This window comes from Massilia sp. MP_M2, from assembly GCF_039123635.1.
Taxonomy (GTDB): Bacteria; Pseudomonadota; Gammaproteobacteria; order Burkholderiales; family Burkholderiaceae_D; genus Telluria.
Window position 1 is genome coordinate 156,792 of sequence record NZ_JBCHJF010000004.1, and the last position, 14,914, is coordinate 171,705.

At 65.2% G+C, this 14,914-nt stretch carries 13 protein-coding genes; 4 read left to right on the plus strand and 9 right to left on the minus strand.

The genetic code is table 11. The features are described 5' to 3' along the window. Positions 1 to 184: 184 nt before the first annotated feature. The 5 genes from RCH14_RS11040 to RCH14_RS11060 all read right to left on the minus strand — a co-directional run bounded on the left by RCH14_RS11040 (position 185) and on the right by RCH14_RS11060 (position 7,581). Positions 185 to 1,678: an efflux transporter outer membrane subunit gene (locus RCH14_RS11040; RefSeq protein ID WP_343026165.1), complete on the minus strand. Its 1,494-nt coding sequence runs from the start codon at positions 1,676 to 1,678 to the stop codon at positions 185 to 187. Continuing rightward, a complete protein-coding gene (locus RCH14_RS11045) occupies positions 1,678 to 4,860 on the minus strand; it encodes a multidrug efflux RND transporter permease subunit (RefSeq protein WP_343026166.1) in 3,183 nt (1,060 codons plus the stop codon). Before RCH14_RS11045 ends, RCH14_RS11040 begins: the two co-directional genes overlap by 1 nt. 6 nt (positions 4,861 to 4,866) lie before the next feature. Beyond that, positions 4,867 to 6,066, minus strand: a complete 1,200-nt coding sequence (locus RCH14_RS11050; protein WP_343026167.1) for an efflux RND transporter periplasmic adaptor subunit — start codon at positions 6,064 to 6,066, stop codon at positions 4,867 to 4,869. Positions 6,067 to 6,514: 448 nt separating this feature from the next. Then, positions 6,515 to 7,360, minus strand: coding sequence for an alpha/beta hydrolase (locus RCH14_RS11055; RefSeq protein WP_343026168.1), 846 nt, complete (start codon positions 7,358 to 7,360; stop codon positions 6,515 to 6,517). After that, positions 7,357 to 7,581 carry a hypothetical protein gene (locus RCH14_RS11060; RefSeq protein ID WP_343026169.1) on the minus strand — a complete coding sequence of 75 codons (225 nt, stop codon included), beginning with the start codon at positions 7,579 to 7,581 and terminating at the stop codon, positions 7,357 to 7,359. Before RCH14_RS11060 ends, RCH14_RS11055 begins: the two co-directional genes overlap by 4 nt. Before the next feature lie 139 nt (positions 7,582 to 7,720). On the opposite strand from RCH14_RS11060, the gene RCH14_RS11065 reads away from it, so the two are divergent. The 4 genes from RCH14_RS11065 to RCH14_RS11080 all read left to right on the plus strand — a co-directional run bounded on the left by RCH14_RS11065 (position 7,721) and on the right by RCH14_RS11080 (position 10,693). Then, the gene (locus RCH14_RS11065) at positions 7,721 to 8,674 is read left to right on the plus strand and encodes a LysR family transcriptional regulator (RefSeq protein WP_343026170.1); all 954 of its coding nucleotides are present in this window, start codon (positions 7,721 to 7,723) and stop codon (positions 8,672 to 8,674) included. A 61-nt stretch (positions 8,675 to 8,735) separates the two neighbouring features. Continuing rightward, on the plus strand, positions 8,736 to 9,182 hold the full coding sequence (locus RCH14_RS11070) for an Mpo1-like protein (RefSeq protein ID WP_343026171.1): 447 nt from the start codon (positions 8,736 to 8,738) through the stop codon (positions 9,180 to 9,182). An 81-nt stretch (positions 9,183 to 9,263) separates the two neighbouring features. Further along, positions 9,264 to 10,202 (plus strand): EamA family transporter, encoded by a 939-nt coding sequence (locus RCH14_RS11075; RefSeq protein ID WP_343026172.1) that lies wholly within the window; start codon positions 9,264 to 9,266, stop codon positions 10,200 to 10,202. Beyond that, the gene (locus tag RCH14_RS11080; protein WP_343026173.1) at positions 10,199 to 10,693 is read left to right on the plus strand and encodes a GNAT family N-acetyltransferase; all 495 of its coding nucleotides are present in this window, start codon (positions 10,199 to 10,201) and stop codon (positions 10,691 to 10,693) included. Before RCH14_RS11075 ends, RCH14_RS11080 begins: the two co-directional genes overlap by 4 nt. Before the next feature lie 248 nt (positions 10,694 to 10,941). Here RCH14_RS11080 and hutI read toward each other — a convergent pair whose 3' ends face one another. From hutI to hutG, 4 genes are read right to left on the minus strand one after another with little or no spacing between them, the layout of a single operon-like run. Further along, positions 10,942 to 12,144 (minus strand): imidazolonepropionase, encoded by a 1,203-nt coding sequence (gene hutI / locus RCH14_RS11085; protein WP_343026174.1) that lies wholly within the window; start codon positions 12,142 to 12,144, stop codon positions 10,942 to 10,944. After that, complete coding sequence (locus RCH14_RS11090; RefSeq protein ID WP_343026175.1) at positions 12,137 to 12,751, minus strand: HutD family protein; 615 nt, start codon at positions 12,749 to 12,751, stop codon at positions 12,137 to 12,139. The genes hutI and RCH14_RS11090 overlap by 8 nt, the downstream gene beginning before the upstream one ends. A 12-nt stretch (positions 12,752 to 12,763) precedes the next feature. Then, positions 12,764 to 14,122 (minus strand): formimidoylglutamate deiminase, encoded by a 1,359-nt coding sequence (locus RCH14_RS11095; RefSeq protein ID WP_343026176.1) that lies wholly within the window; start codon positions 14,120 to 14,122, stop codon positions 12,764 to 12,766. After that, positions 14,119 to 14,907, minus strand: a complete 789-nt coding sequence (gene hutG, locus RCH14_RS11100) for an N-formylglutamate deformylase (protein ID WP_343026177.1) — start codon at positions 14,905 to 14,907, stop codon at positions 14,119 to 14,121. The genes RCH14_RS11095 and hutG overlap by 4 nt, the downstream gene beginning before the upstream one ends. Positions 14,908 to 14,914: the final 7 nt, after the last annotated feature.

Below are 14,914 nucleotides of genomic sequence, written 5' to 3' on the forward strand. Positions count from 1 at the left end.
TAAACTACGTAAATGGTTGCCATGGTCTCTGAGCGGACACTTTTGGCCAACAGATTCTGTTCCCGCCGTTTAACGGAGTCAATTGAATCCGAATATTTTTGTAGTTTTGCTACACAAGCGAAAAAAAGCGGCGGCACTCTCACGCGCACCGCCGCCAAGGGCAAACAACTCTCGTCGTTAAAAATCAGCGTTGCGCCACCGCCGCATTGACTGGCTGCGCCGCATCCCAGCCGCCACCCAGCGCGCGAATCAGCGCCACCGTCGTCAGCGCGCGGTCACCGCGCAGCTGCACCGCCGTGCGCTCGACCACGGCCAGGTTGCGCTGGGCGTCGAGCAGCTCGAGATAGCTCGAGCGGCCCGCGTCGTACAGCTTCTGCGCCAGGTCGGCCGAGCGGCGGGCCGACACCACGGCCGCGTCGATCTCACCGGCCTGCCCCGCCAGGATGCGCAGGCCGGCCACGTTGTCCTCGACCTCGGCGAACGCCACCAGCACGCTCTGACGATAGGTGCCCACCGATTCCTCGAGCACCGCTTCGCTGCGCACGACATTGTTGCGGTTGCGGCCACCGTCGATGATCGGCATCGAGGCCAGGGCCCCGAGCACCCACGAACGGCTGCTCCACTTGAACACTTCCGAGAACACGCCGCCCACGCCGCCGCCATCGGCATTGATGGTCAAGGCCGGGAACATCGCGGCGCGCGCCACGCCGATGCGGGCGTTCGACGCTTCCATCGCGCGCTGGGCGGCGACGATGTCGGGCCGGCGCTCGAGCAGCGACGACGGCAGGCCGGCAGGAATCGCCGGCATCAGGCTCGCATCGAGCAGCGGGCTCGGGCCGGCCACGTAGGCGGCCGCTGGTTTACCCAGCAAGACCGCCAGCGCATGCTCGGTCGTGGCGCGCTGGCGTTGCACGCCGATGGCTTCGGCGCGCGCCGTGGACAGCTCGGTGCGGGCGCGCGACAGATCGAATTCACCGATATCGCCCAGGTCGAAGCGGCGCTGCGTAACATTGATACTTTCTTCACGCAGGCGCACCGTATCGGCCAGCGTCACCAGTTCGGCATCGAGCGCACGCAGCCTGAAATAGGTCTGCGCCACGTCGGCCTGCAAGGCGAGCAGCACCGAGCGGAAGTTGGCTTCGGAGCTCGCCGCATCGCCCCGCGCCGCCGACACGCCGGCCGCCACGCGGCCGAACAGATCGACCTCGTAGCTGGCCGACAGGCGCGCGCTGTAGCTGGTGTAAGCCTCGGTACCCACGCCTTGCGGCAGGTTCGATTCGCGCGGCGACAGGCGCGCACGCTGAGCGCCGATGCCCACGCCCACCTGCGGGCTGCGATCCGCTTCGGCGATGCCGGCAATCGCGCGCGCCTGCTTGACGCGGCTGGCCGCGACCGACAGGTTGGCATTGTTGGCGGCGGCTTCTTCGATCAGCGCGGTCAGCGCCGGATCGTTGAAGGCCAGCCACCACTGGCCGCGCGGCTGCTGCTCGGCCGGCTGCGCCGGTTTCCAGCGCGCGCCGTCGATGCCGGCCACTTCCGCCGCCGGCGCTGGTGCCTGCGACTCGCGGAACGCGTCCGGCGTGGCCACGTGCGGCTGCACGAAGTCGGGCGTGGCGCAGGCCGTGAGCAGCAGGGCTGCAAGCAGGGGCGCGACGCCCCTGGCAATCATCGTATTCATCAGTGCACTCCTTCAGCGCTGCGCGCCACCGCAGGGGCGGCGTGCACGGGTTTTTCAAAACGCTTTGCCAGCGAGCGCAGCAACACGTAGAACAGCGGCGTGAGGAACAGGCCGAAGAAGGTCACGCCCAGCATGCCCCAGAACACGGCGACACCGATGGCGTGGCGCATCTCGGCGCCGGCGCCGCTCGAAAACACCAGCGGCACCACGCCGGCGATGAACGCGATCGACGTCATCAGGATCGGACGCAGGCGCAGGCGGCTCGCCTCAAGTGCTGCCTCGACCACGCTGCGGCCATGGTCTTCCAGCTCGCGCGCAAATTCCACGATCAGGATCGCGTTCTTCGACGCCAACCCGACCAGCACGAACAGCGCGATCTGCGTGAACACATTGTTGTCGCCGCCGGTGAGCTTGACGCCGATGAGCGCACACAGGATCGACATCGGCACGATCAGGATCACCGACAGCGGCAGCGTCCAGCTTTCGTACTGGGCCGCCAGCACCAGGAACACCAGCAGCACGCACAGCGGGAACACATAGATCATCGTGTTACCGGACAGGACGTCCTGGTAGGTCAGCTCGGTCCATTCGTACGACACGCCCTTCGGCAGCACTTCTCTCGCGATGCGTTCCATCGCCGCCTGCGCCTGGCCGGACGACACGCCGGGCGCGGCGCCGCCATTCATCTCGGCCGAGACATAGCCGTTGTAGCGCGTGACGCGGTCCGGGCCATAGGTATCCTTCACGCGCATCATCGACGACAGCGGAATCATCTCGCCCGTATTGCTGCGCACCTTGAACTGCTCGATCTGCTCGCGCTGCGAACGGAACGGCGCGTCAGCCTGCACCCGCACCTGGTAGGTGCGGCCGAACTGGTTGAAGTCGTTCACGTACAGCGAGCCCAGATTCACCTGCAAGGTCTGGTTGATGCTCGCCAGCGGCACGCCCAATTGCTTGGCCTTGACGCGGTCGATGTCCGCGTACAGCTGCGGCACATTGATCTGGAAGCCCGAGAACACGCCTGCCAGTTCCGGCGTCTGCGCCGCTTTGGCCGTCAGCGCCTGCACTGCCTTGTTCAGCTCTTCGTAGCCGACGTTGCCGCGGTCTTCGATCATCATCTTGAAGCCGCCCGTCGTGCCCAGGCCATTGACCGGCGGCGGCGAGAGCACCATCACGAACGCATCTTCGACGGCGCCCATGCGCTTGTTGATCTCGGCGGCGATGGCCTCGGCGCTTCGCGCCTTGTCCTTGCGCTGATCAAACGATTTGAGGCCCACGAACACGATGCCGGCGTTCGGCGCATTGGTAAAGCCGTTGATCGACAGGCCCGGGAAAGCGATCGACGATTCGACACCGGGAATCTCCTGGGCGATCTTCGACATCTGACGGATCACGGCGTCGGTGCGGTCAAGCGAGGCGGCGTCCGGCAGTTGCGCGAAGCCGATCAGGTACGCCTTGTCCTGCGGTGGCACGAAGCCCGGCGGGACCGCCTTGAACATGAACACCGCAGCCACGGCCAGCGCCAGGTAGACAGCAACCGAAGCGCTCTTACGACGCAGGACACCTTTCACACCGTGTTCATAGCGCACCGACGAGCGGCCGAAGAAGCGGTTGAAGGCGGCAAAGAAGCGACCCAGCACGGCGTCGATCATGCGCGTCAGGCGGTCTTTCGGCGCATTGTGCGGTTTCAGCAAGGCAGCCGACAGGGCCGGTGCCAGCGTCAGCGAGGCAAAGGCCGAGATCACGGTCGAAATCGCGATGGTCAGTGCGAACTGGCGATAGAACTGGCCGGTCAGGCCCGAGACGAACGCGATCGGCACGAACACGGCGCACAGCACCAGCGCGATGGCGATGATCGGCCCGCTGACTTCCTTCATGGCCTGGATGGTGGCGTCGCGCGGATTCAAGCCGTCGGCGATATTGCGCTCGACGTTTTCCACCACCACGATCGCATCGTCGACCACGATGCCGATGGCCAGCACGAGGCCAAACAGCGACAGCGTATTGATCGAAAAGCCAAAGGCCAGCATCACGGCAAAGGTACCGACCACCGACACCGGCACGGCCAGCAGCGGAATGATCGAGGCGCGCCAGGTCTGCAGGAAGATGATGACCACCAGCGCGACCAGCACGACCGCTTCGAACAGCGTCACGATGACCGAGTTGATCGACTCGCGCACGAACTGGGTCGGGTCATACACGATCGAGTACTTCACGCCTTCCGGGAACTCCTGCGACAGCGCTTCCATCGTCGTGCGCACGTCGGCGGACAGTTGCAGGTCGTTCGCGCCAGGGGCGGCGAAGATCGGGATCGCGACGGCCGACTTGTTGTTCAGCAGCGAGCGCAGTGCATACGAGCTCGAACCGAGCTCCATGCGCGCAACATCCTTGAGCAGCGTGGTGCCGCCTTCGGCATTGGTTTTCAGGACGATGTCCCCGAATTCGTCGGTGCTTTGCAGGCGGCCTTGCGTGTTGACGGTGAGCTGGAAGTCGGCGTCCTTGGCCGGGCCCTGGCCGATCACGCCGGCTGCGACCTGCACGTTCTGTTCACGGATCGCGTCGATGACGTCGCCCGCAGTCAGGCCGCGCGCGGCGACTTTCTGCGGATCGAGCCAGATACGCATCGCGTAGTCGCCCGAGCCGAACAGCTGGACTTCGCCCATGCCCTTGATGCGGGCCAGCTGGTCCTTCACGTTCAGCACCGCGTAGTTGCGCAGGTACAGGTCGTCGTAGCGGCCGTCCGGGGAATTGAGGTGGACCACCATCGTGAGATTCGGTGACGACTTCACGGTCGTCACGCCGATCTGGCGCACTTCTTCGGGCAGCCGTGGCAGCGCGCGCTGGACCCGGTTCTGCACCGCGGTCTCGGCCTGCTCGACATTAGTGCCGATCTTGAAGGTGACGGTCAGCGCCAGCGCGCCGTCGGACGTGTTTTGCGACGACATGTACAGCATGTCTTCGACGCCGTTGATCTGCTCTTCCAGCGGCGTGGCCACCGTTTCGGCGATGACCTTCGGGTTCGCGCCCGGATACTGCGCGCGCACCACCACCGATGGCGGCGTGACTTCCGGGTACTCGGAAATCGGCAGCATGAAGATCGAGATCAGGCCGGCGACGAAGATGATCACCGACAGCACGACCGCGAAGATCGGCTTGTCGACAAAGAATTTAGGAAAGTTCATGGCGATTTATGCTCCCGTTGCAGCCGCTGGGGTGGCCGCTGCCGCTGCTGGTGCCGCGTTGGCCACCATCGGCACGACTTGCGCCGCGATCGGGGCGCCCGGGCGCACGCGCTGCAGGCCGTTGACGACGATCTTTTCGCCAGGTTTGAGGCCTTCGCGCACGATGCGCAAACCGTCGTCCAGCGGGCCCAGTTTGACGCTGCGGTATTCGGCCTTGCCGTCCTTGTCGACGACGTAGACGAACTTGCGGTCCTGATCGGTGTTGATGGCGCGGTCGACGATCAGGATCTGCGGGGTCGGCGCGCCGCCGGCGATCTGCACGCGGGCAAACAGGCCCGGCGCCAGCGCGCGGTCGGTGTTGGCCAGCGTGGCGCGCATGCGCACGCTGCCGCTGCGGCTGTCCAACTGGTTGTCGACGAATTCAAGCTTGCCGCTGTGCGGGAAGCCTTCTTCGCCGGCCAGGCCCACCTTCACGTCCACCGGCTGGCCGGCATGGGTGCGGCGCGACACGCGCAGGTAGGTGGCTTCATCGCCATCGAAGCTGGCATAGATGCGCTCGAGCGAGACCACCGAGGTCAGGACCGCAGTAGCATCCACCAGGTTGCCCAGGGTGATCTCGGCCTTCGAGACGCGCCCGTCGATCGGCGAGGTGACACGGGTGTAGGCCAGGTTCAGGCGCGCTGTTTCGTGTTCAGCCTGGGCGGCGCGCACGCTCGCATCCAGTTCTTTCTGGCCGGCCGAACGTTCGTCGAACTCGCGCTGGGCGATGGCCTTGTCGGCCAGCAGAAGTTCGGCGCGCTGCAGTTCAAGGCGGGCCAGGCCGGCGCGTGCCTGCGCAGCAGCGGCGACGGCCTTCGTACGGTCCGCTTCGGCCTGGTAAGGCCGTGGATCGATCACGAACAGAACCTCGCCCTTTTTCACTTCGGCGCCCGGCTTGAAGTTCACGGCGGTGATGTAACCCGACACGCGGGGACGGATTGCAACGACTTCGATCGCTTCCAGGCGACCCGAGAATTCCTGCGTTTCGGTCACGGCGCGCTGGATGACGACCGCGCTCGTGACTGGCGGCGCGCCAGGTGCTGCCGCTGCCGGTGCGTCGTTGCTGGTGGCATCCGCGCAGCCGGTCAGACCGGCGCCCGCGAGACCTGCGATTGCCAGCGCGGCGATGATGACGCGCAGTTTGCCCATCCCTGATTGGTTATTCATGATTAACCCTCTTATTAGAAACGATGAAATACGACGATGAAATACGACGATGAAATACGACGATAAAAAAAAGACAATAGAACCTCGTCCCGCGTTGCTGGCGTGTGGGGCCAGACGAAACGCAGGCAAAACGAATCCCCTTCCGCGCCGAAGCGTGGAAAAAATTCCCGTTATCTGATGTAGAGCCGGTGGCTTAGTCCGGCGGATGGCCGTGCGTTAGCTGCAAGGCAGATGCTGCGACTGGGTGCTGTGATTCATTCGCACTTTCTTATTGTGATGAACTCTTACTTACCGTTCTGGCTGCAGCATCGTAGGGTGGACGGCTACGCCGTCCACGCGTTCAAACTCATCCGGTTGTGGCACGCCATCGTTCGTTGAACGCGTGGGCGGGTAACCCGCCCACCCTACGTCATTGTTGTGATGACGTAATCGGAACACCCCGGCTGCATCAAGCCCCCTGCCGCCCTTCCAGCCGTGCCAGAAAGTTGGCGATCTCGCCCATCGCCTGCCATTTGCAGGCGCACTCATTGCGACCATTCGGGTCTTGCAGGTCGGCTGGCGCCATGCGCCGCACCGTGGTGCAGATGCCGGCATTGATCAGTTTTGCGCCATACAGCTCGGCTTCGTCGCGCAGCGGATCGTCTTCGGCTGACAGGATCAGCGCCGGCGCCAGGTTCTTCAGGCGGCTCGAATGCAGCGGCGCCGCATAGGGATGCGAGCGGTCGGCTGCGTGGGGCAAATAGCCGCGATAGGCTTCGGCGCAGATCGTGGCGGCCTTTTCGCGGTCGGAGCATTGCGTGAGCTGGCGCATCGAGCCGGTGCTCAGGGCCGGGTCGAGCATCGGCATGACCAGGATCTGGCCGGCGAGTGCCGGGCCGCCACGGTCACGCGACATCAGCGCGCACACGGCCGCCAGGTTGGCGCCGGCTTCGATGCCGGCCGTCACCAGGAGCTTGCCGTTCCAGCCGAGCTTGGCCTTGTTCTTCTTGGCCCACTGCAGGACCGCATGCGCATCCTCGACGGCGGCCGGGAACGGGCTGACGGTGGCCAGCGTGTAGCTCGGCGCCAGTACCAGCGGCAGATGATCGCATTCGGCCAGCGAGCGCAGGAAGTCGTCCGCCTCATCGAGGTCGCCGCTGTCGAAGCCACCGCCGTGGTAGAACACGACCAGCATGTCGCGCTTGGCGGCCGGGCCGGCGGCGTACAGGCGCGCAGGCAGAGGCCCGGTGGCGCCCGCGACCTCGAGGTCGCGTACTTTCAGCGCGCGCTCCGGGACACCGCCCACGGCGTTCATCGCGCGACCCGCCCGAGCTCGAGTTCGACGATGCGTTCGTCGACGATGGCGCAATCGCCCACGCAGCTCATCTGCATCTGCATCTGCATCGACAGCGCCCGCACACCGCGTGCTTCGGCGCCGGCGGCGCGGGAGTAAGCATCCGTGCAAAGCAATCCCGCCAGCGCGACGCCGCTAAGCGTGACTGCAACCGTGGTAAAAATGCCGTCTCGAATACTCATGTCCTGCTCCGTCTTCTCAAGTAAAAATTTGTTGCGATGCACACATAATAATCTTGATCTACAATCGGATAAAGATGGCAATACCGAATTGATTGTTCAGATTCCTGAACAATGGCATGATTTTTGACTGAAAACCCGGATGAACAAGCTGCAAGCCATGGAAGTGTTCGTGCAAGTCGTCGATGCGGGCAGCTTCACGCGCGCCGCCGATACGCTGCAAATGCCCAAGGCAACCGTATCGACCCTGATTCAGGCACTGGAAACGTCGCTCGCCTCGCGCCTGCTGCATCGCACGACCCGCCATGTGTCCGTGACCTCGGACGGCGCCGCCTATTACGAGCGCTGCGTGCGGATCCTGTCGGACGTGCGCGACGCCGAAGAATCGCTCACACGCCACCGCTTCAGCCCCAGTGGCCGGCTGCGGGTGGATGCACCCACCGGCCTGACGTGCGAGATCCTGATTCCGGCCCTGCCCGATTTTTTCGCGCGCTACCCCGATATCACGCTGGAGATGGGCAGCACCGATCGTCCGGTCGACCTGGTCGAGGAAGGCGTCGACTGCGCAGTGCGCGGTGGCGACCTGATCGACAGTAGCCTGATTGCACGCCGCGTTGGCGTGATCAATTTCGTCACCTGTGCGGCGCCCTCGTATATCGAGCGCTTCGGCATGCCGCTGCATCCGAACGATCTGGAGCGCCATCGCTGCGTCAATTATTTTTCTTCCAAGTCGGGCAAGGTCAGCGGTTGGGACTTTACCCGCGACGGCGAGCGCATCGAGGTCATGCTGCCCGGCGCCATCGCGCTCAACGATTCGAATGCGTATATCAAGGCGGGCCTGGCCGGCCTGGGCGTGATCAATATGACCGACTATCTTTTGTCCGAGCAGCTCGCTACCGGCAAGATGGTGCGGTTGCTGCCGGAGTGGCGCTGCGATCCGATTCCCGTGCACGTGGTGTATCCGCACAACCGCCATTTGTCCGCCAAGGTGCGGGTGTTCGTCGAATGGGTGTCCGAGCTGTTCGCGAACCATGCCCATCTGCGCATGCAGCCGGCCGACACCACGGCGCCCATCCCGGCGCTGCCGCACAGATAGGCCGGCGCACGGGGGACAGCAGCGGTAGAATCGTCCTTACAAAATACCAGGAGACGCCGCCATGCACACCGCATCCACGCCCCGCGCCATCGATGTCTTGCTGGCGCGCTATGGCGAGAGCCACCGCAATCCCGTCAATGAGCTGATCCACATCGTCTGCATTCCGGCAATCGTGTTCAGCCTGCTGGGCATCCTGTGGGCGCTCCATCCCGTCGTGCCGCTGCTGGTCGTGGCGGTGGCGCTGGTGTATTACAGCAAGCTGTCGCGCAGGTTCGCCATGGGCATGGCCGTGATGGCCGGCGCCATGCTGGCACTGCTGGCCATGTTGCCGGACGGGACCGTGTTGCCGACGGCGATCGGGGTGTTCGTGGCGGCCTGGATCGGCCAGTTCGTCGGCCACCATATCGAAGGCAAGAAGCCATCGTTCTTCGACGATCTGCGCTTCTTGCTGATCGGGCCGCTGTTCGTGCTGAGCATCCTGTACCGGCGCATCCGGGTTGCCTGGTGATGTTGCATTTCTACTACATCGGGGACGCCGGTCGATGAGCTGATGCCGACAGGAACGTGGCGGGCCATCTATACTCCCGCGATGTCTTCCCCCATCCTGTTTATCATCGCGTCCCTGATCTGGGGCTCGACCTTCTGGGCCATCACCCTGCAACTGGGACACACCGCGCCGGCGGTGTCGGTGGCCTACCGGTTCTTCCTTGCCGCCGCCGCCCTGTTCGCCGTATGCCTCGTGCGCCGCGAACGCCTGAGCCTGCCATGGCGCACGCACCGCTGGATGGCGCTGCAGGGCGGCCTGACCTTCGGCATCTCGTATATCTGCACCTACCACGCCGAGCAGCACGTCGTCTCCGGCCTGGTGGCCGTGATGTTTGCGCTGATGGTGTTCTGGACACCCATCTGGAGCCGCCTCTTCTTCGGCACCGCCATCAACCGCCGCACCTGGGCCTGCGGCGCAGCCGCCACGGCCGGCGTCGCGCTGTTGTTCTGGCACGCGATCGGCGACGCCTGGCAGGCGATCCAGGCCGGCGGCAACGGTCACTTCATCGCGGGCGTCGTGCTGGCGCTGGCTGCGACCATGGCCAGCTCGGCCGGCAGCATCGTCGTCGCCAAGGTCAAGCAGCAGTGCGCGAACCTGCCGCTGACGATGGCGTGGTCGATGCTGTGGGGGGCGTCGATGGTGGCGCTGTGGTCGGTCGCGAACGGCGACGCCTTCACGCTGCCCGACAGCGGCACCTATTGGGCCGGTCTGTTCTACCTGTCGATCTTCGGCTCCGTCGTCGCCTTCTTCGCCTACTTCACGCTGATCGCACGCATCGGTGCCAACAAGGCCGTCTACATCGGCGTCGTCACGCCGGTGCTGTCGGTGCTGCTGTCGGTCCTGCTCGAAGATTACCGGCCCGGCGCGCTTGAATTTCTCGGCATGATCGTGTGCCTGGCGAGCGTGGCCTGGGCCGTGCGCGCACCCGCACCGAAGAGTGTCCAATCCGCTAACCTGAACAATCCCATCGAATCGCCATGACCCTTGCTGCCCCGTTTTCCATCCGCCCTGCCCGTCCTGATGACGTCACCCACATCCACGCCATGATCGTGGAACTGGCCGTGTTCGAAAAACTCGAACACATGGTCGTGGCCACCGAAGCCCTGCTGCACGAAGGCCTGTTCGGCACCCACCCGTCGTGCGAAGCCATCGTCGGCGAAGAACACGGCGAGGTCGTCACCTTCGCACTGTTCTTCCATAACTTCTCGACCTTCCTCACCAAGAAGGGCCTGTATCTCGAAGACCTGTATGTGAAGCAAGCGCATCGCGGCAAGAACATCGGCACGCGCATGCTGCAACGGCTGGCGCAGCTGGCCGTTGAGCGCGGCTGCGGGCGTTTCGAATGGTCGGTGCTTGACTGGAACGAGCCTGCAATCAATTTTTACAAGGCGATGGGTGCTGACGTGATGCCCGAGTGGCGCATCTGCCGCGTGACGGGTGAAAGCCTGACGGCGCTGGCCGAGCGCAGCTGATTCTGCCGATGACGGCAACGCTTCAAACCCGACCGACAAAGAAAAACCCACGACGCGTTGGCGCCGTGGGAAAACCCATTTTGGCAAATGGGGAGGGGAGAAGTTGAATCACGAGAAGGACTATAGCCAGCGATCCTTAACGATTGATTAAGCCTTACATTTGCTTACGGCGGTCACCGTTTTATTTACAAGGCGGGAAATTCATCTTCTTTGAAACGCAGATGATGGCTTTGCGGGCGATCAAAAGCTCAGCCGATGGTGCGAAAGACACCACCATGGATGACGGCTTTGCAGGGATTGAAGCCGATCGCGTAGACAAGATCAGCAGGTCGCGCGATGTTCCATAACGCCAGGTCGGCGCGCTTGCCGACCGTGAGCGTGCCGATCTCGCCCTGCAGACCGAGCGCACGCGCCGCGTGCACGGTCACGCCCAGCAGCGCTTCTTGCGGCGTCAGGCGCCACAGCGTGCACGCCATGTTCAGCGCCAGCAGCAATGACGTCAGCGGCGAGGTGCCGGGATTGCAGTCGGTGGCCACCGCCATCGGTACGCCGGCGGCGCGCAAGCCGGCGATCGGCGGCATCACTGTTTCGCGCAGATAGTAATAGGCACCGGGCAGCAGCACAGCCACCGTACCGGCGCGCGCCATCGCGGCAATGCCCTGTTCGCTCAGATGTTCCAGATGATCGGCCGACAAACCGCCATGGCGCGCCACGAGTTCAGCGCCGCCCTGGTCGGACAACTGCTCGGCATGCAGCTTGACCGGCAGGCCCAGTGCGCGTGCCTTGTCGAACACGCGCGCGCTCTGCGGGTTGGTAAAGCCGATGCGCTCGCAAAACGCATCGACTGCATCGACCAGGCCCTGCTCCGCCAGCGCGGGCAGCATGACGTCGCAGACATCGGTGATGTAGTCGTCCGCGCGTCCCGCGAATTCGGGCGGCAGCGCGTGCGCACCCAGGAACGTGGTCACGACGCGCAGGGGCAGCAGTTCGCCAATGCGGCGCGCCGCGCGCAGCATGCGTTCTTCGGCATCCAGCGCGAGACCATAGCCCGACTTGATCTCGAGCGTCGTCACGCCTTCGGCCAGCAAGGCCTTCACACGCGGCAGGCTGGCAGCGACGAGCGCATCGATGCCCAGCGCGCGCGTGGCACGCACGGTGGCCATGATGCCGCCGCCCTGGCGCGCGATGTCTTCATAGGTGGCGCCGTTCAGGCGTGCTTCCCATTCGTCGCTGCGGTTGCCGCCATGGACGATGTGGGTGTGGCAGTCGATCAGGCCGGGCGTGAGCCAGGCGCCGCCGCAGTCGTGTTCGCGCGCGGCCGGCGGCGCATCACGCCGCGCGCCGATCCAGGCGATGCGGCCATCTTTGACCGCCAGCGCGGCGTCGTGCAACACGCCGTAACCGTCGTCCATCGTGGCCAGATGCACGTTGGACAACAGCAGGTCAGTCATACATCCCCGCGTCGTCGTCATCATCATCGTCGGAATAATAGTGGACGTCGACGATATAGATGGTGGCCTGGCCCGCCTCGAGCGTCCAGACGGTGCCCTGGTCGAGCACCACCGCGTCGTAGCGCACCAGGCCAATGCGCTCGTTGTCACTGGCCAGCTGCAGGCTGTCGCCTTCGGCCAGGAACAGCACCGTGATCTCGGCGCGCGCGATGAACGTCGAGTCGCCGCTCAGGCGCCGCCGGCCGAACTGGTGATAACAGCGCTCGCTGCGCGACATGACATTGAAGTCGGTCGTCGGCCCGCGATTGAGCTTGGCCCGCACTTCCGAGCTGCCGTCGAACGCCACGACCGGCTCGGCATGCGTGATCAGGGTCGGCTCGCCATCGATCTGCAAGGTCATGCCGTGGCCGTCGACCAGCGCCAGCGTGCGGTCGACGCCCTCGAACTGCGAGAACGCGCCGTCTTCGGCGATGGTGGCCAGGCTGACGCGCCAGTCGAAATCGTCGAAGCCCGCATCGAGCGGGCCGATTGCGATCTCGGTCGTGTTGCCGCCGCCGTTTTTCCACGGTACCGGGGCCAGGCCTGCAAACGGAATCAAGACAGTCATGTGGTCACCTTTTTAAGAACGCAAATCCCTGAGCGCCTGGCGGTAGCGCGCGGCAATCGCCTCCTGCGCGCGGTGGCGGCCGCCCTGCACGACCCAGCGCCCGCCGCACAGCACGTCGCGCACGAGGTTATCGTTACCACAAAATACCATGCGGCCAAGCACCTCGGCGTGGTCCACGCCGTCGAGGTTCGGATGCTGGGCGTCCAGCACCAGCAGGTCGGCGCGCCGCCCTGCCGCCAGCGCACCGACGCGCCGGCCAGTGGCCTGCGCACCACCGGTCAACGCAGCTTGCCACAAATAGTCGCCGACGCTGCGCTGCGCTGGCACGTGCGCCACATTGCGCTGCCGGTGCTGCAGGCGCTGGCCGTATTCGAGCCAGCGCAATTCTTCGACGGGACTTTGCGAAACATGGCTGTCGCTGCCGATGCCGAAGCGCCCGCCGCCGGCGATATAGGGCGCCAGCGGGAACAGGCCGTCGCCCAGATTGGCCTCGGTGGTCGGGCACAGGCCGGCGACGGCGCCGCTGGCCGCCAGCGCCGTCACTTCTGCCGCATCCAGGTGCGTCGCGTGCACGAGGCACCAGCGCGCGTCTGGTGCAATCTGGTCCAGCAGATATTGCACGGGCCGCTGGCCCGTGTGCGCGATGCACTGCGCCACCTCGGTCTCTTGTTCGGCGATGTGGATGTGGAGCGGCCGTGCAGCGGGCAGGCCCGCCGCCAGCGCGCGGATCGCATCGATGCCGGCCGCGCGCAGCGAGTGCGGCGCGGCGCCCACCTCAAACTGGCCACCCCGCAGCGGCGCCAATGCATCGACGATGCCCAGCACGGCGTCGACGTCGGTGCGAAAGCGTGCCTGGCCCGGCGTGAGCGGCTGCGCGCCGAAACCTGCATGGCTGTACAGCACCGGCAGCAGCGTCACGCCCATGCCGGCCAGTTGGGCGGCCGCGGCCACGCGCTCTGCGGTTTCGGCGGGCCGCGCATAGCTGGCGCCATCGACAGCGCGCTGCAGATAATGAAATTCGCAGACCGACGTGTAGCCATGGCGCAGGCACTCGGCGAACAGCTGCGCGGCGATGGCTTCGATCCCCTCCGGCGTGATGCGCGCGGCGAAGCGGTACATCAGGTCGCGCCAGGTCCAGAAGCTGTCCGGGCCTTCGCTGCCCGTTTCGGTCAGGCCGCCCAGCGCGCGCTGGAACGCGTGCGAGTGCAGGTTGACCATCCCCGGCAGCACGTACTCGGCGCGCGCCACGTTCAGGGGCGGGCGCGCGCCGGGCGCGACCTGCGTCAGGTCGCCCCCGCTGTCCCATTCGAGCAGTACATCGCGCTGCCAGCCCTGCGGCAGCAGCGCGTGGCGCGCGAACAGCGCTGTCATGGCCGCACCCAATCCACGGCGGCTTTGACCATGTCGCGCAGCAGCGGCTGCAGCGTTGCGGCCACCGCTGGCCGGTACGCGAACGGCGGCGCCTCGTTCATGTACAGGTACTGGCATTTCTCGAGCTGGATCGCATGTACGCCCAGCGCCGGCGCGCCGTAGTGGCGCGTGATGTGGCCGCCCTTGAAGCGGCCATTGAGCGCGATCGAGAAGCGCTCCTGCGCGCGCGCCACGTCCAGCACTGCGGCTTCGAGGCCCGGCGCGCAGGATGTGCCGTCGGCCGTGCCGAAATTCAGGTCGGGCAGCGTGCCGTCGAAAAAGCGCGGGACGACCGAGGCGATGGAGTGCGCGTCCCACAGCACCACGCGCCCGTGCTCCATCTTCAGGCGGTCGAGTTCCGCGCGCAACTGCGTGTGATACGGCTGCCAGTAACGTTCCAAGCGCCGTTGCACCTCGGCCTGATCCGGCTCCATGCCGGCGCGGTACAGACGCTCGCGCCCGAATGTATCGAGCGGGCACAGGCCGGTGGTATCCAGGCCCGGATACAGGTTCGTGTTTTCGGGCGGGCGATTCAGGTCGATCAGGTAGCGCGACCAGCGCGCCGAGATGGTCGAGATGCCCATCTCTTCGAGAAAACCGTACAGTTCGGGCAAATGCCAGTCGGTGTCGGCGCGCGCAGCCGCGCACGGCGCCAGGCTGGCCGCCACCTCGTCGGGAATATCGGTGCCCGCATGCGGCATCGATACCAGCATGGGAAGCCTGCCTGCCTTGAAGCGGAATTCCATTGCAACT